The 20,533-nt window shown below is 21.3% G+C and carries 20 protein-coding genes and 1 tRNA gene; 16 read left to right on the plus strand and 5 right to left on the minus strand.

What is annotated here, in order from left to right; translation table 11 throughout:
• From mnmG to atpC, 9 genes are all read left to right on the plus strand, one after another.
• Entirely contained in the window at positions 1–1,881 is a 1,881-nt protein-coding gene (mnmG, locus tag RJD23_RS00005; protein ID WP_343188218.1) for a tRNA uridine-5-carboxymethylaminomethyl(34) synthesis enzyme MnmG, read from the plus strand.
• Positions 1,882–2,015: 134 nt separating this feature from the next.
• Positions 2,016–2,834, plus strand: a complete 819-nt coding sequence (gene atpB, locus RJD23_RS00010) for a F0F1 ATP synthase subunit A (protein ID WP_343188219.1) — start codon at positions 2,016–2,018, stop codon at positions 2,832–2,834.
• A gap of 32 nt (positions 2,835–2,866) precedes the next feature.
• The gene (gene atpE / locus RJD23_RS00015) at positions 2,867–3,106 is read left to right on the plus strand and encodes a F0F1 ATP synthase subunit C (RefSeq protein WP_343188220.1); all 240 of its coding nucleotides are present in this window, start codon (positions 2,867–2,869) and stop codon (positions 3,104–3,106) included.
• Between the two features lie 73 nt (positions 3,107–3,179).
• Positions 3,180–3,650, plus strand: a complete 471-nt coding sequence (gene atpF / locus RJD23_RS00020) for a F0F1 ATP synthase subunit B (RefSeq protein WP_343188221.1) — start codon at positions 3,180–3,182, stop codon at positions 3,648–3,650.
• Between the two features lie 28 nt (positions 3,651–3,678).
• Complete coding sequence (gene atpH / locus RJD23_RS00025) at positions 3,679–4,215, plus strand: ATP synthase F1 subunit delta (protein ID WP_343188222.1); 537 nt, start codon at positions 3,679–3,681, stop codon at positions 4,213–4,215.
• A gap of 10 nt (positions 4,216–4,225) precedes the next feature.
• Entirely contained in the window at positions 4,226–5,767 is a 1,542-nt protein-coding gene (atpA, locus tag RJD23_RS00030; RefSeq protein WP_343188223.1) for a F0F1 ATP synthase subunit alpha, read from the plus strand.
• 17 nt (positions 5,768–5,784) lie between these two features.
• Positions 5,785–6,657 (plus strand): ATP synthase F1 subunit gamma, encoded by an 873-nt coding sequence (gene atpG, locus RJD23_RS00035; RefSeq protein WP_343188224.1) that lies wholly within the window; start codon positions 5,785–5,787, stop codon positions 6,655–6,657.
• A gap of 39 nt (positions 6,658–6,696) precedes the next feature.
• Positions 6,697–8,103 carry a F0F1 ATP synthase subunit beta gene (gene atpD, locus RJD23_RS00040; protein ID WP_343188225.1) on the plus strand — a complete coding sequence of 469 codons (1,407 nt, stop codon included), beginning with the start codon at positions 6,697–6,699 and terminating at the stop codon, positions 8,101–8,103.
• 36 nt (positions 8,104–8,139) lie between these two features.
• Positions 8,140–8,547, plus strand: coding sequence for an ATP synthase F1 subunit epsilon (gene atpC / locus RJD23_RS00045; RefSeq protein ID WP_343188226.1), 408 nt, complete (start codon positions 8,140–8,142; stop codon positions 8,545–8,547).
• 94 nt (positions 8,548–8,641) lie between these two features.
• Here the strand turns inward: atpC and gyrB are convergent, their stop codons facing one another.
• Both gyrB and dnaN read right to left on the minus strand, forming a co-directional pair.
• Entirely contained in the window at positions 8,642–11,050 is a 2,409-nt protein-coding gene (gene gyrB / locus RJD23_RS00050) for a DNA topoisomerase (ATP-hydrolyzing) subunit B (protein ID WP_343188227.1), read from the minus strand.
• Positions 11,051–11,180: 130 nt separating this feature from the next.
• Positions 11,181–12,287, minus strand: a complete 1,107-nt coding sequence (gene dnaN / locus RJD23_RS00055) for a DNA polymerase III subunit beta (protein WP_343188228.1) — start codon at positions 12,285–12,287, stop codon at positions 11,181–11,183.
• Positions 12,288–12,552: 265 nt separating this feature from the next.
• Here dnaN and rpmH point away from each other — a divergent pair, with 265 nt between their 5' ends.
• From rpmH to mnmE, 4 genes are all read left to right on the plus strand, one after another.
• The gene (rpmH, locus tag RJD23_RS00060) at positions 12,553–12,696 is read left to right on the plus strand and encodes a 50S ribosomal protein L34 (protein WP_343188229.1); all 144 of its coding nucleotides are present in this window, start codon (positions 12,553–12,555) and stop codon (positions 12,694–12,696) included.
• A 13-nt stretch (positions 12,697–12,709) separates the two neighbouring features.
• Positions 12,710–13,060, plus strand: coding sequence for a ribonuclease P protein component (gene rnpA / locus RJD23_RS00065; protein ID WP_343188230.1), 351 nt, complete (start codon positions 12,710–12,712; stop codon positions 13,058–13,060).
• Positions 13,061–13,204: 144 nt separating this feature from the next.
• Positions 13,205–14,809, plus strand: a complete 1,605-nt coding sequence (yidC, locus tag RJD23_RS00070) for a membrane protein insertase YidC (protein ID WP_343188231.1) — start codon at positions 13,205–13,207, stop codon at positions 14,807–14,809.
• A 46-nt stretch (positions 14,810–14,855) separates the two neighbouring features.
• Positions 14,856–16,220, plus strand: a complete 1,365-nt coding sequence (gene mnmE, locus RJD23_RS00075; RefSeq protein ID WP_343188232.1) for a tRNA uridine-5-carboxymethylaminomethyl(34) synthesis GTPase MnmE — start codon at positions 14,856–14,858, stop codon at positions 16,218–16,220.
• An 18-nt stretch (positions 16,221–16,238) separates the two neighbouring features.
• Here the strand turns inward: mnmE and RJD23_RS00080 are convergent.
• A tRNA-Phe gene (locus RJD23_RS00080) sits at positions 16,239–16,311 on the minus strand.
• 222 nt (positions 16,312–16,533) lie between these two features.
• Between RJD23_RS00080 and RJD23_RS00085 the strand changes: the two genes are divergently transcribed.
• The 3 genes from RJD23_RS00085 to RJD23_RS00095 all read left to right on the plus strand — a co-directional run bounded on the left by RJD23_RS00085 (position 16,534) and on the right by RJD23_RS00095 (position 19,227).
• Positions 16,534–16,824, plus strand: a complete 291-nt coding sequence (locus tag RJD23_RS00085; protein ID WP_343188233.1) for a co-chaperone GroES — start codon at positions 16,534–16,536, stop codon at positions 16,822–16,824.
• Between the two features lie 71 nt (positions 16,825–16,895).
• Entirely contained in the window at positions 16,896–18,542 is a 1,647-nt protein-coding gene (gene groL, locus RJD23_RS00090; protein WP_343188234.1) for a chaperonin GroEL, read from the plus strand.
• Between the two features lie 118 nt (positions 18,543–18,660).
• The gene (locus tag RJD23_RS00095; RefSeq protein ID WP_343188235.1) at positions 18,661–19,227 is read left to right on the plus strand and encodes an elongation factor P; all 567 of its coding nucleotides are present in this window, start codon (positions 18,661–18,663) and stop codon (positions 19,225–19,227) included.
• A 6-nt stretch (positions 19,228–19,233) separates the two neighbouring features.
• On the opposite strand, the gene dnaC is transcribed toward RJD23_RS00095, so the two are convergent.
• Positions 19,234–19,962: a DNA replication protein DnaC gene (dnaC, locus tag RJD23_RS00100; protein WP_343188236.1), complete on the minus strand. Its 729-nt coding sequence runs from the start codon at positions 19,960–19,962 to the stop codon at positions 19,234–19,236.
• Complete coding sequence (locus RJD23_RS00105; protein ID WP_343188237.1) at positions 19,962–20,501, minus strand: DnaT-like ssDNA-binding domain-containing protein; 540 nt, start codon at positions 20,499–20,501, stop codon at positions 19,962–19,964. Before RJD23_RS00105 ends, dnaC begins: the two co-directional genes overlap by 1 nt.
• Positions 20,502–20,533: the final 32 nt, after the last annotated feature.

Here is a 20,533-nt window from a genome sequence, read left to right on the forward strand (position 1 = left end):
ATGCTTAAAAAGAATATTTTTGATGTTATAGTAGTAGGAGGAGGACATGCAGGTACTGAAGCGGCTTTATCTTCTTCTAGAATGAATCAAAAAACTTTATTGTTAACTCAAAACATTAATACTATAGGTGAGCTTTCATGTAATCCATCTATTGGTGGAATTGGAAAAGGTCATTTAGTTAAAGAAATAGATTCACTTGGTGGTATAATGGCTAGAGTAGCAGATAGATCTTGTATTCAACTTAGATATTTAAATACTAATAAAGGTTTTGCTGTAAGGTCTACTAGAATGCAAGTAGATAGATATCTTTATAAAAAGTATGTTCAAAAATTTTTATTTGAACAGAAAAATTTATTTATTCTTGAAAAAGAAGTAAAAGATTTAATTATTAAAAATAACAAAGTTATTGGTGTTATAGTTAGCTCATATAAGAAATTTTTTTCTGGAGCTGTTGTTTTAACTACAGGTACTTTTTTAAATGGTAAAATTTACGTTGGAAATGAAAGTTTTTCTGGAGGTAGAGTAAATGATTTTTCTTCTGTTAATTTGTCTGAAAATTTAAAAAAATTTCCATTTAAATTTGGAAGATTAAAAACTGGAACTCCTCCTAGAATAGATTCTAGAACTATAAATTTTAATATTTTAAAAGCTCAAAATAGTCATAAAAAAGTTTTTAATTTTTCTTTTTTAAAAGAAAAGTATAAAAAGATAAATAATATTCCTTGTTATATAACTTATACTAATGAAAAAACCATCAATTTTATTAAAAAAAATATTAAAAAAAGTCCTATGTATTCAGGAATGATAAAAAGTGTTGGGCCTAGATACTGCCCATCTATAGAAGATAAAGTAATTAGATTTTCTGATAGATTTAAACATCAAATATTTTTAGAACCTGAAGGATTAAATGATATTTCAGTTTATCCAAATGGTATTTCTACTAGTTTACCTAAAGATATACAGTTAAAAGTTTTACATTCTATAAAAGGTTTAGAAAAATCTAAAATTATAAAATTTGGATATGCAGTTGAATATGATTTTTTTGATCCAAGAAATTTAAAAAAAACTTTAGAAAGTATTTATATAAAAGGGTTGTTTTTTGCTGGTCAGATAAATGGTACTACAGGTTATGAAGAAGCAGCTGCGCAGGGTTTATTAGCTGGTTTAAATTCTGCTTTATATAATTTAAATTCTTCTTCTTGGTTCCCAAAAAGAGATTTAGCTTACATAGGAGTTTTAGTAGATGATTTATGTATTAAGGGGACTAAAGAGCCTTATAGAATGTTTACATCTAGAGCTGAACATAGATTATTTTTAAGAGAAGATAATGCTGATATTAGATTAACTAAAATAGGAAGAAATTTAGGATTAGTAGACAATTTGAGATGGAATAGATATTGTGAGAAAAAAAAAAATATTGATAATGAAATTATTAATATGAAAAAATATAAATTGTTATTAAATTCTTTAGATTGTTTAATATTAAAAAAAAAATTTAGAATAAATTTGAATAAGAAAACTTCTTGTTTTAATATTTTAAAAAGACCTAATTTTAATGTTGAGAATTTAAATTTTTTAAAATTTTTTAATTTTATTTCTAAAGATATAGAGGCTATAAAACAAGTGGAAATAATTTCTAAATATGAAGGATATATAAATAAACAAAAAAAAGAAATTAGTAAGATTTCTTTTTATGAAAATATAATTTTACCTTATGATTTTAACTATTCAATAATAAAAGGTTTATCAAAAGAAGTTTGTTTAATATTAAACAAATATAAACCTTGTTCTATAGGTCAAGCATTTAGAATACAAGGAATTACACCTGCGGCAATATCTGTATTATTAATTAATATAAAGAAAAAAATATTAAAAAGTTAATTTTTTAATATAAGTTTCTATTATATTTTTTTTTTGTTTTAAATATTTAATAAATTTTTTAATATTTTATATATTTTATATATAAGTTAAATTATATAGTAATATTAAATAATTTTAATAAAAGGTTTTATTTAATGCATTTTACTTATATTTGTAATGTAAAAAAATATATTAATAATCATTTAACTCATTTACAGTTAGATTTAAATAATTTTTCGTTAACTAATTCAAATGATACAAATGGTTTTTTTGTATTAAATTTAGATTCATTATTTTTTTCATTTTTTTTATGTAGTTTGTTTTTATTTTCTTTTTTTTTAATATCTAAAAATTTTAATTATAAATTTCCTGGTAAGATTCAATCTTTAGTAGAGATTATAATAATTTTTGTAAACAATAATGTAAAAAAAATATATTCTAAAAAAGATAATTTAATTTCTTCTGTTGCTTTAGTAGTTTTCGTTTGGACATTTTTAATGAATTTTATGGATGTTATTCCTGTATATTTTATACCATTTATATTTAAAAACTTTTTTAATATAGAATATATAAGATGTGTACCATCTTCAGATATAAATATAACTTTATCAATTGCTTCTAATGTGTTTTTATTAATACTTTTTTATAGTATAAAATATAAAGGATTAAAAAATTTTGTTTTAGATTTTTTTTTATATCCTTTTTCAAGCCCAGTTTTTTTTATTTTTAATTTTTTTTTAGAAATTATTAGTTTAATTTCTAAAATTGTTTCTTTAAGTTTAAGACTTTTTGGAAATATTTATGCTGGAGAAATTATTTTTATCTTAATAACAGGAATTGTTCCTTGGTGGTTACAATGTTTTTTAATAGTACCATGGGCTATTTTTCATTTATTGGTAATATTTTTGCAAGCTTTTATTTTTATGACTTTAACAATTGTTTATTTATCTATGTCTGTTAAAAAATCACATTAATATTTTTTACAAAATTATATAGGTTAAATTATATGTCTCATATAAATATAGAAATGTTATATATTGCATCAGCAATAATGTTAGGTTTATCAGCTATTGGGGCTGCTATTGGAATAGGTATTTTAGGAAGTAAATTTTTAGAAGGAGCTGCTAGACAACCAGATTTAATACCTATTTTAAGGACACAATTTTTTGTTATTATGGGTTTAGTAGATGCTGTTCCTATGATAGTAGTAGGAATAAGTTTATATGTTTTGTTTGCTGTAGTATAATTTTTTTTTTAAAAACATTGTGTAGTGAACTGAATATTTTAATTGTACAAAATTATTTTGGATAAAAATTAAAATGAATATTAATGCAACTATTTTAGGTCAAACAATATCTTTTATATTTTTTGTATTAATTTGTATGAAATATATATTACCCAATATAACAAATTTAATTGAGAATAGACAAAAAGAAATACAATTATCTTTAAAATTTTCTGAAGATCTTAAAAAAGAAACACTTAATATGAGAGAAAAAGCTGAAAATGAAATACATATAGCCAAAAAAAAAGCTAAAGAGATAATTAATAAAGCTAAAAATAATAGAGATTTAATTATAGATGCCGCTATTATTAATGCTAAACAAAAAAGAAAGAAAATAATTTTAGATGGAATTAAAAAATTAAGCTTAAAAAAAAAGATAGTTTTAAATGATTTAAAGAATGAATCAATTGTTTTATCTATTTCAATCGCTAAAAAAATTTTAAAAAAATATGTATATAATAATGATATAGATAATGTATTTAAAAAAATTAATTTTGATATTTAATGAATTTGAAAAGAAGATTTATAACAAAATGTTAAATAAAACTATTTCTAGATCTTATGCAATAGCTGCATTTAATTTTGCTAAAAAAAATGATGTTATTTTTGTTTGGTATAATATGCTAAATTTTTCTAGCAAACTTTCTATTAAAAAAAAGATGAAAAATGTAGTTTTAGGTATTTTAGGAAAAAAAAAATCTGAAAAAATTTTTGTACAAATTTGTAAAGATTATATAGATGATAATTTTTGTAACTTTATAAAAATTTTAAATGAAAATAATCAATTATATTTATTACCTGAAATAAAAATTTTATTTTATGAATATTGGAAAAAAAGTAAAAATATTACTACTGCAACAGTATATTCTAATAAGTTATTATCTAAATCTTTTATAAAACATATATATGATTTTATAAAGATTAATTTTTCTAAAAGAATATTTTTGAAAAATATATTAGATAAATCTATAACTCATGGTTTTATAATAAAAATAGATGATAAAATATTTGATAATAGTTTTGATTGTTACTTAAATAAATTAAAAAAATATTTATTTAACGAATTATAGAGGTGATAATATGCATTTAAATGCTAAAGCTATTAGTAATATTATAGAAGAAAGAATTTCTAATTTTAAAATTTTAAATGAAAATTATAGTCAAGGTAAGATAATTTCAGTTATTGATGGTATCATAAAAATATCAGGATTATCTGATGCAATGCTCGGTGAAATGTTAATAATTAACGATAATAAATATGCTATAGCTTTAAATTTAGAGCGTGATTATGTTGGAGCTATTGTGCTTGGATCATATATAGATTTATTTGAAGGAATGATTGTAAAATGTACTGGAAAAATATTAGAAGTTCCTGTTGGAAATGAATTATTAGGCAGAGTATTAAATAGTTTAGGAGATCCTATAGATGGTAAAGGAAAATTAAAATTTATTAAATATTCTTCTGTAGAATCTGATGCTCCAGATGTTATTTCTCGTGTATCTGTTACAGAGCCTATACAAACAGGTTATAAGTCTATAGATTCTATGATTCCTGTAGGAAAAGGACAAAGAGAATTAATAATAGGAGATAGGCAAACAGGAAAAACTACAATTGCATTAGATATAATTATAAACCAAAAACAGTCTAAAGTAAAATGTATATATGTCGCTATAGGACAAAAAATGTCTACTATATCTAGTATTATAAAAATATTAGAAGAAAAAGATGTTTTAAATAATACTATTATTATAGCGTCTTCTGCGTCAGATTCAGCTTCTTTGCAGTATTTATCTCCATATACAGGTTGTACTATTGGTGAATTCTTTAGAGATTCAGGAGAAGATGCTTTAATAATATATGATGACTTGTCTAAACATGCTATTGCATATAGACAGATATCTCTTTTGTTGAAAAGACCGCCTGGTAGAGAGGCTTTTCCTGGTGATATTTTTTATTTGCATTCTAGATTATTAGAAAGATCTTCTCGTGTTAGTAAAGAATACGTTTTTAAAAAAACTAATGGAATAGTAAAAAATAAAACAGGTTCTCTTACTGCATTTCCTATTGTTGAAACTCAAGAAGGAGATATTTCTTCCTTTATACCTACAAATATAATATCTATTACAGATGGTCAGATATTTTTAGAGTCTAGTTTATTTAATTCAGGAATAATACCTGCTATAAATCCTGGTATTTCTGTGTCTAGAGTAGGCGGAGCAGCTCAAACTAATATAATAAAAAATTTTTCATCTAGTATTAGAACTTCTTTAGCTCAGTATAGAGAGTTGTCTTCATTTTCACAATTTTCTTCTGATTTAGATGATATTACTAAAAAACAATTATTAAATGGAGAAAAATTAATTGAATTATTAAAGCAAAACAAACATAATCCAATTAGTATAGCTGAACAATCTATACTTTTATTTTGTGTAAAAAATAATTTTCTTGAAAAAGTTTCATTAAAAAAAATTTATAATTTTGAAAAATTTTTATTAAATTACTTTAATGAAAATTTTTTTAATCTTATGCAAGAAATTAATTCTTTTGGGTTATATAATGAAATTATAGAAAAAAAATTTTTTGAAGTAATGGAAAATTTTAGTTTAAAAAATTTTATTTAATATTTTAGGAAGTAATTATGCTGTCTGTAAAAGAAATACGAAACAATATTTCTGGTATTAAAAATACTAATAGAATTACTAAAACTATGGAAATGATTTCTATTTCTAAAATGAAAAAAATTTATTTTAGAATGAATTCAAGTATGTCATATTATAATTTAATTTGTAAAGTTGTTAATAACGTTAAAAATATAAATTTAGAATATAAACATATATATTTAAAAAAAAAAATAAAAGTTAAAATAATTTGTATAATAATATTATCTACAGATAAAGGATTATGTGGTAATTTAAATATAAATTTATTTAGTAAAGTCTTATCAGAAATAAAAAAATATTCTAAAAAGAACATTAAAGTTAAATTAGCTATTATTGGTGAAAAAGGAATTAATTTTTTTAAATTATTTTCTAAAAATATAATTTTTAAAATTTCAAATTTAAAAGATATTCCTTCTTTTTCGAAAATTACTATTTTTCTTAGTAATATAATAAAGTTATATAAAAAAAATATTGTTGAAAAAATTTATTTAGCTGGTAACAATTTTATTAGTTCAACATTTTTTAAATCTAGCATTTTTAGATTACTTCCAATTTATAAAAAATTACATAAAAAGAAATTAAATAAATTTAATTGGGACTATATATACGAACCTAATTCAAAATTTTTATTAGATATATTATTTAAAAGATATTTAGAATATACAATTTATTATAAAATTTTAGAAAATTCATCTTGTGAACAATCTTCTAGAATATTTTCTATGAAGCAAGCATCAAAAAATAGTAATGATATAATTAAAAAATTACAATTAATGTATAATAAATCTCGTCAAGCTAATGTTACAAAAGAACTTATAGAAATTGTTTCAGGATATTCGGCAATTTTATAAAATTTATTTATAAAATATTTATAAAGGTTTTAATAAAATATGAACGTTGGAAAAATTGTTCAAATAATTGGGGATATAATAGATGTAGAATTTTCTCAAAATAAAGTTCCAAGAATTTTTAATCAATTAAAAGTAAAAGATATTTCTAGAATTTTATTTTTAGAAGTGCAACAACAAATAGGAGGAGGTATAGTTAGAACCATTTCTATGGGTTCTTCTAACGGATTGAAAAGAGGTTTAAAAGTAGAAGATTTAGGTCATTGTATTAAAATACCAGTTGGTGAACCTACTTTAGGAAGAATAATTAATGTTTTAGGAGATCCTATTGATAACAAAGGCGAAATAAAAAATACTAAAACAAAAAAAGAAATAGAATATAGAGAAATACATTCTTCTCCTCCTTGTTATTTATCTCAGTTTAATAATAATGAAATATTAGAAACTGGAATAAAAGTTATAGATTTAATATGTCCTTTTTTAAAAGGAGGAAAAGTAGGATTATTTGGTGGAGCTGGTGTGGGTAAAACAGTTAATATGATGGAATTAATAAGAAATATTTCTATTGAACATTCTGGATATTCTGTTTTTACCGGAGTAGGTGAAAGAACTAGAGAAGGAAATGATTTTTATAATGAAATGAAGATTTCTAAAGTGTTAAATAAAGTCTCTCTTGTATATGGCCAGATGAATGAGCCACCAGGAAATAGATTAAGAGTAGCTTTTACTGGTCTTACATTAGCTGAAAAATTTAGAGATGAAGGTAAAGATGTATTGTTATTTATAGATAATATATATAGATATACATTAGCTGGGACTGAAGTATCTTCTCTTTTAGGAAGAATACCTTCAGCTGTTGGTTATCAACCTACTCTTTCTGAAGAAATGGGATTATTACAAGAAAGAATTACTTCAACGGAAAATGGGTCTATAACTTCTATACAAGCTGTTTATGTTCCTGCTGATGATTTAACTGATCCTTCTCCCTCAGCCACTTTTTCGCATTTAGATTCTACAGTTACATTAAGCAGAAATATAGCTTCTTTAGGAATTTATCCGGCTGTAGATCCATTAATGTCTACTAGTAGACAATTAGATCCTGACATAATTAGTTTAGAACATTACAATACAGCAAAAGAAGTTCAAAAAATTTTGCAAAAATATCAAGATCTTAAGGATATAATTTCTATTTTAGGTATGGATGAATTATCTAAAGATGATAAATTATTAGTGTTTAGGGCTAGAAAAATACAAAAATTTTTTTCTCAACCATTTTTTGTTGCAGAAACTTTTACAGGATTTTCTGGTAAATATGTAAGTTTAAGTGAAACTATTGATGGATTTAAAAAAATTTTGTCTGGAGAATATGATGAATTTCCAGAGCAAGCTTTTTATATGATAGGTAATATAAATGATGTTACTGAAAAATATAATAATTTAAATAATTAATTTTTAATAATATTATATTCGGTTAGGATTAAATATATGTGTTTTAATTTAAAGGTTGCAAGTATAGAAAAAAAAATATTTTTTGGAAATGTTTTAAAAATAATTTTGTCCGGAATATTAGGAGATATGTGTATATATCCTAAACATTCGCCATTATTAACTTATATAAAGCCTTGTGTTTTATATATTTTAAAAAGTAACAATAAAAAAAAATATTTTTATTTATATAGTGGAATATTAGAAATACAACCTAATTATGTTATTATTTTGTCTGATATTACTGTTTTAGACTTTTCTACAGACAAAAATTTTATATTAAGTAAAAAAGATATTTTAAAAAAAATTGTAAATTCAGATATAAATAATAAAAATAGAATTTTACTTTTAGATTCTTTATCAAGATCTATAGATAAATTTAATGTTATAGAAGGATCTAACAAATAAAAATTTAAAAAAATATATTATTTAAATATTTTAGCGGCGGGCTATTTTAATTCCTGCCGCATTTTTTTATATAATTTTTTTTCTAAATATTCTTTTAGAAGTCTATATTTTCTGCTTTTAAAGAATTTTTTTCTATAAATTTTTTTCTTGGCTCTACTGAATCGCCCATTAAAGTTTTAAATAATTTACTTGCTTTTAAACTATCTTTTATTGAAACTTTTAACATTCTTCTAGTGTTGGGATTCATTGTTGTTTCCCATAGTTGATTAGGATTCATTTCTCCTAATCCTTTATATCTTTGTATTAACATCTTTTTTTGTGAACTTTTAATTAATTTTTTTATCATTTTTTTAAAATTTAAAAATGTATAAGTTTTTTTATTTTTTATAATTAATGTTTTTTTTTTAATTAATTTTTTAATTTTTTTTCCAAAACTATTTATTTTTAAAAACTCTTTTTCCTTAAAAAAGTTGTTTTTTAACTTTATTATTTCTTTTTTTCCATATACATATTTTTTTATATAAATTGTAAAATATTTTTTTCTATATATTTTTAATTTATTTTTATAAAATATATTATTTTTACATTTTTTTGTTAAATTTTTAGTAATCTTTTTTATCCATTTTTTTAATTTTTTTACGTTTTTTAAAGGGAAAAGTATTGGGTTTTTAATTAATTCATTAAATAACAACATTATATTATTTTTTTGACTTTTTTTAACATGTTTTTTAATTTTTATATATTTAAATATTAATTTTTGTAATTTTTTTATATTTATTTTATTTTTTTTAGGAATAAATTCATACATTTGGCAATCTTCTAAAGAATTTTTTATTTGAAAAATATTTAATGTATAGTCATCTTTTATAAATATTTCTTTTTTTTTAATTTTTATTTTGTATAGTGGAGGTTGAGCTATGAATACATGTCCATTTTTTATTATTTCAGGCATTTGTCTATAGAAAAATGTTAATAATAGTGTTCTTATATGTGATCCATCTACATCAGCATCTGTCATTATTATTATATTATGATATCTTAATTTGTTTATAGAAAAAGAGTTATCTTCTATACCACACCCTAAAGCAGTAATTAAATTAGTTACTTCTTCTGAAGATAACATTTTTTCAAATTTAGATTTTTCTACATTTAATATTTTTCCTTTAAGAGGCAATATAGCTTGATTTTTTCTATTTCTTCCTTGTTTAGCTGATCCCCCGGCTGAATCTCCCTCTACTAAATAAATTTCAGATAATTTAGGATTTTTTTCTTGACAATCTGCTAGTTTTCCTGGTATAGAGCATATATCTAGATTGCTTTTTTTCCTAGTTATTTCTCTAGCTTTTTTTGCTGCTTCTCTAGTTTTTGCCGCATCAATTATTTTATTTATTATTATTTTAGAATCATTTGGATTCTCTAATAGATATTCATAAAAATTTTCATTTACTGAAGATTCTACTATAGATTTTATATCTGATGAAACTAATTTATCTTTGGTTTGTGAAGAAAATTTAGGGTTTGTAGTATGAACTAAAATTATAGCAGTCAATCCTTCTCTAGTGTCATTTCCAGTTGTTATTATTTTATTTTTTTTTATTATATTAGATTTTTCTATATAATTGTTTACTGTTCTAGTTATTGCTGATTTTAATCCAGCTAAATGAGTTCCGCCATCTTTTTGTTTTATATTATTTGTAAAACATAAAATTTTTTCTATAAATTTATTGTTCCATTGCATAGCTACTTCTACTTTTATGTTTTCTTTTTTTTTAGAAAAATAAAAAATTTTATTATGTATAGGTTTTCTATTTTTATTTAAATATTTTATAAAAGCTTTTATTCCTCCCTTACTCAAAAATTTCTTTTTTATATTTTTTTTTTTATTTTCTAAGTAAATAGAAATTCCTGGATTTAAAAAAGATAGTTCTCTTAATCTTTTATATAATATATCATAATTAAATTTTGTTATATTGGTAAAAATTTTGTTATTAGGCCAAAATCTTATTAAAGTACCTCTTTTTATACTTTTTTTTATAATTTTTAATCTTGTTTTTGGTTTTCCATTATAATATTTTTGAAAAAATTTTTTTCCCTCTCTGTATATTGTTAGATTTAATTTTTTTGATAAAGCATTAACCACAGATACTCCTACTCCATGCAATCCTCCTGATATTTTATAAGAATTAGAGTCAAATTTTCCTCCAGCATGTAATATTGTCATTATTACTTCTGCTGCAGATCGCCCTTCTTCATTATGTATATCTATTGGTATTCCTCTTCCATTATCTTTAATAGATATAGAATTGTCTGAATACATTTTTATAGATATTTTGTCACAATATCCTGATAAAGCTTCATCTATGGAATTATCTACTACTTCAAAAACCATATGATGTAAGCCGCTTCCATCATCTGTATTACCTATATACATATTAGGTCTTTTTTTTACAGCATCCAAGCCTTTTAAAACTTTTATATTAGAAGAATTATAAGAATTGTTCATAAATGTTCTCTTTATATTTTTATATATATAAATATATTTTATTTATCAAAATTGATAATTTTTAAATTGTTTTAAATTTTTGTTTTTATAAAATTAATATTTTAATTTTTATTATTAAAATTTTTAACATTTAAAATATTAAAGGCATTATAATGTAAATATTAAGATTATTGTTTTTTTCTTTAATTTGTATAATAGAAATTTTTTTATTTAGTAAAAAATGTATCTTTTCACTATTTATGTTTTGCAATATGTTTAATAAATATTTTGAATTTAAATTAAATTTTATATTTTTAGGATGTTTTTGTTTTATTAATATTTTTTCTTTAGCTGATTCGTTTTCTTCATTTTTAGAAATAATTTTCATAACATTTTTTTTTACATGGAATTGTATTCCATAAAATGAAGAATCTGATAGAATAGAAATTCTGTTTAAAGCTTTTTTAAAAATTTTTAAATTAATTTCTAAAATTATTTCTGGTTTTTTTATTATTAAATTTTTGTAATTTGGGAAATTTCCTTCAATTAATTTTGTAGTAAATATTATTTTTTTTGTATATATTCTTAAGTTATAATTGTTTATTAATATATATATTTTTTCATCATTTTCTTTCAACAATTTTAACATTTCTAATATACCTGTTTTTGTAATTATTATAGAATTATTTTTGAAATTTACATTTTTTAATAAAATTGTAGATATTGCCATTCTATATCCATCTGTAGAGACTGCTCTTATAAATTTTTTATTAAATATAAAATATAATCCGTTTAAATAATGTCTGGCATCATTTTTAGCTATACAAAAATATGATTTTTGTATTATTTTTTTAAAATATTTTTGTGATATTGTAAATTTTTTATATTTTTTTAATGAATTAAATTTGGGATATTCTGAACTAGGTAATGTAGAAAGTTTAAAGACAACTGTTTCTATATTTATTTTCATAATTTTTTTTTTTAAAGAAAATAATATTTTTGAATGTTCGGAAAAACTTTTGCATATATTAAATAATTTTTTTCCAGAAATTGTAGTTTCACCTGAAGAAAATTGATGGTCTACATATGTTTTAGTAATTAATTCTGTTTCAACATTGTTTGATATTAAAATTAATTTTTTTTTATTTAACTTTATAAATATATTTTCTAAAATAGGATTATTATAGTTTTTTACTATTATTGAATTGTTTTTTTTTAATATTTTTAATATTTTCTTTTGTTCTATAATGAATTTCATAACATTTTTTTTTTAATAAAATTTAAAATATTTTATTTATAATAAATAATTTTTTATTTTTTCGTTTGTGTATATTAATATATATTTTTTATTTATAGAATGTTTAAATAAAAGATTGTATATTTAAATATAATTAATATTATGTTTATATTTTTTTTGTAAAATTGTATTTTTTTATAAAAATTATAATTACATTTTCATTTTTACAATGTGTAAAATAAAATTATATAGAATTTTATAAAGCATTATATATATTAGAGGTTTTATGAAAAGAACTTATCAACCATCAATATTAAAAAGGAATAGAACTCATGGATTTAGACATAGAATGTCTACTAAAAATGGAAAACGTATTCTATATAGAAGAAGATTTAAGTATAGATCTAAATTAACAGTTTCTTCAGAATAAAATTATAAATTTAATGATAAACTTTTTTTTTAAAAAAAAACATAGATTATTTAAAGATAATCAATTTAATTTTGTATTTTTAAGATCATATAGAGTATTTAATAAAGAATTTTTAATATTAAGTAGGAAAAATATATATAAATATCCAAGGCTAGGTATAAGAATATCTTCTAAAATTATAAAATTGTCTTGCAAAAGAAATGTTATTAAAAGATTAATTAGAGAAAGTTTTAGAAACAATAAAAATAAATTATTATATATGGATTTTGTTGTAATAGTAAAAAAAAATATATTAATTATTAAAAATAATTATTTATTTAGTCGTTTAAAAAATTTATGGTTAAGATATTATAAAAAAACTTAATAGTTTTAAAACTTATTTTTTATAAAAATAAATTAATAAAATTATTTTATAATTTTTTATTTAAAATTTTTATTAAGAAGATAATTTTATATTAACTTTATAAAATATGTTATTAATAAAATATTAATATAGAGAGCACAAAAAATGTATTGGATTAGAAATACGTTTATATTAATTTTTTTATTTGTATTAGCTTTTTTCGTGTATAAATTTAATAATGAAAATTTTTTTTATAAAGCATTTCAAAAAGAAAAATTAAGTAATATTAAAATTAATGAAAGTTATAAAAAATTAGATTTAAAAGATGTAATTTCTATACAAACTGATACTTTAAAAATTTTTATAGATAAAAAAACTGGAGATATAATAAAAGCAGATTTATTAAAATATAAAGAAAAAATTAATAAAAGTGATTCTTTTTCTTTACTAAAGTCAGAAAAAAATTTTTTATATCAAGCAAACAGTGGTCTTACTGGATTAAGTAATTATAATTTTGTTTATGATGAAAAGTATAATAAATTAAATAATTTTTTAATTACAGATAGTCAGAAAGAATTAAAAGTTCCTATGAAATGGATTTCTTCAGATGGAAATATTTCGTTTATAAAAACTTTTATATTTGAAAAGGGAAAATATTTTATTGAAATAAAATATGATATATTAAATAAAACTAATAAACCATTAAATATATCTATGTATGGAAATTTAAAACAAAGTATTATAGACTCTCAAAAGGTAAATAATAATTATAGTTTTGGATTAAAAACTTTTAGAGGCGCAGCATATTCTAATGATGAAGAAAAATATTCTAAAATTAATTTTTTTTCTATAGATAAAAAAGAAAATATTTCTGGATATACTAAAAATAATTGGATAGCAATGGTCCAACCATATTTTGTAACAGCTTGGATACCTGATACTTTTGTTAAAAATAAAATATTTTCAGAAAAAATTGATTCTAATGTTGTTTCTGTAGGATATACTACAGAAAATTTTAACATTAATTCTAATAGTTCTCAATCTATATCTTCTAAGTTATGGATTGGTCCTAAAATTAAAAAAAATATGTTAGAAGTATCAGATAGTTTATATTTAACTATAGATTATGGTTTTCTTTGGTTTTTTTCACAACCTTTGTTTAAATTGTTAAATTATTTAAATAGTTTTTTCAATAATTGGGGTATTTCTATTATTGCAATCACTTGTATAATAAAATTAATAATGTTTCCTATTTCTAAAGTTCAATACACTCAGATGGCAAAGATGAGATCTATTCAAGGTGAAGTTAATGAAATAAAAAAAAAATATAAAGATAATAAAAGTGTTTTAAATAAAAAAATAATTGATTTATATAAAAAAAATGATATAAATCCAATAGGTGGTTTTTTACCTTTAATTATTCAGATGCCAATATTTTTGTCTTTATATTATATGCTTATTGAGTCAGTGGAATTAAGACACTCTCCATTTTTTTTATGGATAAATGATTTATCTGATAAAGATCCATATTTTGTATTGCCAATTTTGATGGGAATAACTACATTTCTATTGCAGAAAATTTCTGGAAATGAAGATAATATAGATGAAACTCAGAAAAAAATAATGCAATTTATGCCTATTGTATTTACTATATTTTTCTTATGGTTTCCTTCTGGTTTAGTTTTATATTATATAGTAAGTAACATTTTAACTATAATTCAACAAAAAATAATTTATAAACAATTAAAAAAAGAAAAAAATAAATTGTAAATTTTAAAATAAAATGATTTAATTATTTTAGGATTTTTTAAAAATTATGTATGTAAAAGATACTATAGTAGCTCAGTCTACTCCACAGGGTATATCTGGTGTAGCTATATTACGTATTTCTGGTAATAAGATAAAAAAAATATGTAAAAAAATGTTAGGTTTTGTTCCTAAAATAAGATATGCTAATTATTCAAGTTTTTTAAATATAAGAGATAAATCTGTAATAGATAAAGGAATTGTTATAAGATATAAAAGTCCTAGTTCATTTACTGGAGAAGATGTTTTAGAAATACAATGTCATGGAAATCCTATTATAATTGATATGTTAATAAAAAATATTTTATTAATAAATGAAGTTAGAATTGCTGAACCAGGAGAATTTACTAAGAGAGCTTTTTTTAATAATAAAATTGATTTATTGCAGGCTGAAGGAATAGATGATTTAATACATGCAAATTCTAAAGTATCTGTAAAATCATATTTTAATTCTGCTTATGGAATATATTCTATTTATATAAGTAAATTATCTTCTAAAATTTCAAGTATCAGAACAGATATAGAAGCTATTTTAAATTTTGAATATAAATATGATAATAACATTAAAAAAATATTTTTAAAAAAAATTGATAAAATTATATATGATTTTAAAAAAGTATTAGAAAAATTAAAAAAAAGTTATATATTTAAAGAAGGAATTAATGTAGCAATAGTTGGTAAACCTAATTCTGGTAAATCTAGTCTTTTTAACTCTATTATATCAGATGATAGATCTATAGTTACAAAAATTCCAGGCACTACTCGAGACATATTAAAAGAATTTTTTTTTTTTGATGGATTATCATTTAATGTTTCAGATACAGCCGGAATTAGAGAATCTAATAATAAAATAGAAAAAATAGGTGTTTTAAAAACTTGGAAAGAATTAGATAATTCTAACTATGCTTTATTAGTTATAGATTCATCTGATTTGAATTATAAAAATAGCAACACAAACAACAAAATTATTAAACATTTTAAGTTTAAAAATATACCTTATAGTATAGTTTTAAATAAGTGTGATATTTTAAATTTAAAACCTAACATAGAAATATTAAAAAATGTTCATTATATTACTTTATCTGCTAAAAAAAATGTTGGAATAAACATGTTATTAAAGTTTTTAAAAGATCAGTTATTATTTAAAAATTTTAATAGAAATGGCTTTTTATCTAAAAGAAGACATTTAAATTTGATACAAAAGTCTTTATGTAAGTTAATTAGTTCTAAAAAGGATTTTTTAAAATTTAATAATATAGAAATTTTAGCTCAAGATATTAATGATGCTCAAAAATTTTTAGATTATATAGTAGGAAAGGTTTATACAAATGATTTGTTAGATTCTATATTTTCAAATTTTTGTATAGGTAAGTAAATATTTATAAGTTAAATTTGCCCGAAGGTGGAATCGAACCACCGACACGGGGATTTTCAGTCCACTGCTCTACCGACTGAGCTATCCGGGCAATAAACTTTAATTATTACAATAAAAATAAAAAAGTCAAATGTTTTTTATTTTTTTTTAAATAAAATTTTTATATAATTTATAATTAAATAAATTTATGAAATATAATTTTATACTTTAAAGTATATGATACAATTTATATATATAATTTAATTAGATGAAATATTATAAATTTTTTAAGATAATATATTTATTATATTAATTTTTATAAAGGACTAATAAAATGAAAATTCGTCCATTACATGATCGTATTATTGTTGAGAGAAATAAAAAAGAAGCAAAATCAGCTGGGGGTATTGTGTTAACTGGCTCAGCGGCTGGAAAATCTACTAGAGGAACGGTTATAGCTGTAGGAAGGGGAAGAATTTTAGAAAATGGAAAAGTAAAACCATTAGATGTTAAAGTTGGAGATGTAGTAATTTTTAATGAAGGATACGGTGCTAAAACAGAAAAAATTGATAATAAAGAAGTATTAATTTTAACTGAGAGTGATATTCTTGCAATTGTAGAATAAAATTAAAATTAAATAATATAAAACAATATTTATTTTTTTATAATAATAATTGCTAAAAAGGAAATTTTAATATGGCAGCTAAAGATGTTAAATTTGGTAATGAAGCTAGAGTTAAAATGCTTAATGGAGTTAATATATTAGCTGATGCTGTAAAAGTTACATTAGGTCCTAAAGGAAGAAATGTAATTTTGGATAAATCATTTGGAGCTCCTAGTATTACAAAAGATGGTGTTTCTGTAGCTCGTGAAATAGAGCTAGAGGATAATTTTGAAAATATGGGTGCTCAAATGGTTAAAGAAGTAGCATCTAAAGCAAATGATGCTGCAGGAGATGGAACTACTACAGCTACTTTATTAGCTCAAGCAATAGTTAATGAAGGATTAAAAGCTGTTGCTTCAGGAATGAATCCCATGGATTTAAAAAGAGGGATTGATAAAGCAGTGATAAATGCTGTTAATGAATTAAGGAAATTATCTGTTCCTTGTTCTGATAAAAAAGCTATTACTCAAGTTGGAACAATTTCTGCTAATGCTGATGAAAAAGTAGGATCATTGATTTCTGAAGCTATGGAAAAAGTTGGAAATGATGGTGTTATAACAGTAGAAGAAGGAACTGGTTTGCAAAATGAGCTTGAAGTAGTTAAAGGAATGCAGTTTGATAGAGGATATTTATCTCCATATTTTATTAATAAAACTGAATCTGGAATAGTAGAATTAGAAAATCCATATATTTTAATGGTAGATAAAAAAATTTCTAATATTAGAGAATTACTATCTATATTAGAATCTGTAGCGAAATCAGGTAAACCATTATTAATAATATCAGAAGATTTAGAAGGTGAAGCTTTAGCAACTTTAGTAGTTAATTCTATGAGAGGAATAGTAAAAATAGCTGCAGTAAAAGCACCTGGATTTGGTGATAGAAGAAAATCTATGTTACAAGATATTTCTATTTTAACTCATGGATCTGTTATTTCTGAAGAATTAGCTATGGATTTAGAAAAGACTTCTATAGATGATTTAGGTCAAGCTAAAAGAGTAGTAATAACTAAAGATACTACTACTATAATTGGCGGAATAGGAAATAAAAAAGATATAAAAAATAGAGTTGAACAAATTAGAAAGCAAATAAAAGATTCTACTTCTGATTATGATAAAGAAAAATTAAATGAAAGATTAGCTAAACTTTCAGGAGGAGTTGCAGTACTAAAAGTAGGAGCAGCAACTGAAGTAGAAATGAAAGAGAAAAAAGCTAGAGTTGAAGATGCTTTACATGCAACTAGAGCGGCAGTAGAAGAAGGAGTAGTTCCTGGAGGAGGAGTTGCTTTAGTTAGGGTGGCTCAAAAAATTTCTAAAATGTTAAGCAACAATGAAGATCAAAATGTGGGAATACGTGTTGCTGTGCGCGCTATGGAGGCACCATTACGTCAAATAGTTTCTAATTCTGGAGAAGAACCATCTGTAGTTGCAAATAATGTTAAAGATGGAAAAGGAAATTATGGATATAATGCTGCTACTCATACGTATGGTGACATGATTAAATTTGGAATATTAGACCCTACAAAAGTGACAAGATCAGCTTTACAATATGCTGCTTCTGTTGCTGGTCTAATGATTACCACAGAATGTATGGTTACTGATTTACCTAAAGAAGATAAATCTGATTTAGGTCATTCTCAGCCAAGTAGTGGTATGGGTGGAATGGGTGGTATGATGTAATCCTGATTCTCGTTCTTTGTTTTAAAAGATCATTGTATTTTAATATTTTCTTATCCTTAGATTTTTATTTCTAAGGATAAGTTTTTTATTTTATTTTTTAATAAGAGTATAAAATTATATGATATTTTGTAATAGTAATAATTTTAAAAATGGATTAAAAATTATTTTTAATAAAGTTCCTTTTAATATAGAACATGTTGAATTTGTAAAACCAGGCAAAGGACAAACTTTTATAAGAACTAAAATTAGAAATTTAATAAATAATAGATTGTTAGAAAAAACCTTAAGATCTAATGAAAATTTTGAACTAGCAGATATAGAAAATATAAAAATTTCTTTTTTATATAAATCTGAAGACACTTTTTATTTTATGAACTTAAAAAATTATGACCAAATTTCAACAAAATATAATAATATAAAAAATGTATTAAATTGGATATTGCAAGGAGAAAAATATTCTGGATTAGTATGGAACAAAAATTTAATTTCAGTCATTCCTAAAAAATTTATGAATTTTAAAATTTATGATTTTGAAAAATTTTCTAAAAACAATGTAAATTCTAAAAATAAATTAGCAATTTTAAAAAACGGAATTAAAATTTGTGTACCTTTATTTATTAAAATAAATGATATTATAAAAATAGATACTAAAAATTCTAAATATGTTTCTAGAGTTAAACAATAATTTTTTTTATACATATTTTCTATAACTATTCCATTCAAAATTTAACCATAAACTGTTTCCTAACCTCATTCTATCTATGACTCTTTCTCCTAATAAATTTTTCATTCCTTCATGATTTAAATTTGATAGCATGCCAGTAGATCTTTTTGAAGAAGATCTTCTGTCTACAATTTGGTTTATAACTATTTTTTCATATCTAGATTCTGTTTGCATTCCTATTTCGTCTATCATTAAAAGATCAACTGTACTTAGTTTGTTTAATAAATTTTCTTCTGTCATATGATTGGAACCATTGAAAGTTCCTTTCATATTAGACATTAAATCTGCTACTGTAACTATTAAAACAGTTTTTCCTTTTAATATTAAGTAATTACCAATAGCTGAAGCTAAATGATTTTTTCCAGTTCCTGGGTTTCCTGAAAATATAAAACTAGAGATATTGTTGTTAAAATTTTTAGCATATTTTTTTGCTGCTTTTAAAACTCTTTCATGTCCTTTATGTTCTATTTTATAATTTTTAAATGAACATTTTATATATAATTCTTTTATTCCTGATTTGTTAAATGTTTTTTTTATTTTCATAATTTTATTTTTTTTTAAAATAGATTTAGAAGAAATTATTCCTTGCTCTTGATTCCAAGATAATAAATCTTTATCATTTTTAAATTTTGGTTTTATATGACTTGGAATTAATTTTTTTAATCTTTTTAAAAAATTAATAGTATTTTTTTTCATTATTTATCTCTAAAACCATCTGGAATAATACTATTTTTGGAGCATATCTTATTTATTTCATTTTTATATACTTTTGATTTTATTGATCTAGTTATTTTTAAACTATAAGCTAATTTTTGTTGCCATTGTATATTATGTAAAAATCTTCCCTCAGCTTCCCAATAATCTATAAATGCATTTAATTCATTCTTAGAAACTTTTTTATTTATATTGATCCCCCATATAGAGGCTTTTTTTAAAAAATCTTTATCAGGTTTCCAATTTTTATGCATTGAAAATTTATGATTCATTTTTAATTTTGATTCTAATATTTTCTTATTAATTATGTTATTAAATCTTTTTATTTTTTTTTTTTTTATATATTTATTATTTTTAGATATAATTTTTTTTATAGATTTAGGGCTAAAAATATACATTACAGGCATATCATTTTTAACTATAGATATAATTTCTTTTTTGCTTTTATACAAAATTTTTAATGGATTTTTTATAAAATTTTCTATAGTTTCGTTTAAACTATTTATTTTTTTCATATTCATATTTTTTTCTCTTAATATATTTATATTTACTA

Origin of the sequence: Buchnera aphidicola (Ceratoglyphina bambusae), from assembly GCF_039363085.1 — a bacterium.
Classification (GTDB): domain Bacteria; phylum Pseudomonadota; class Gammaproteobacteria; order Enterobacterales; family Enterobacteriaceae; genus Buchnera_G; species Buchnera_G aphidicola_E.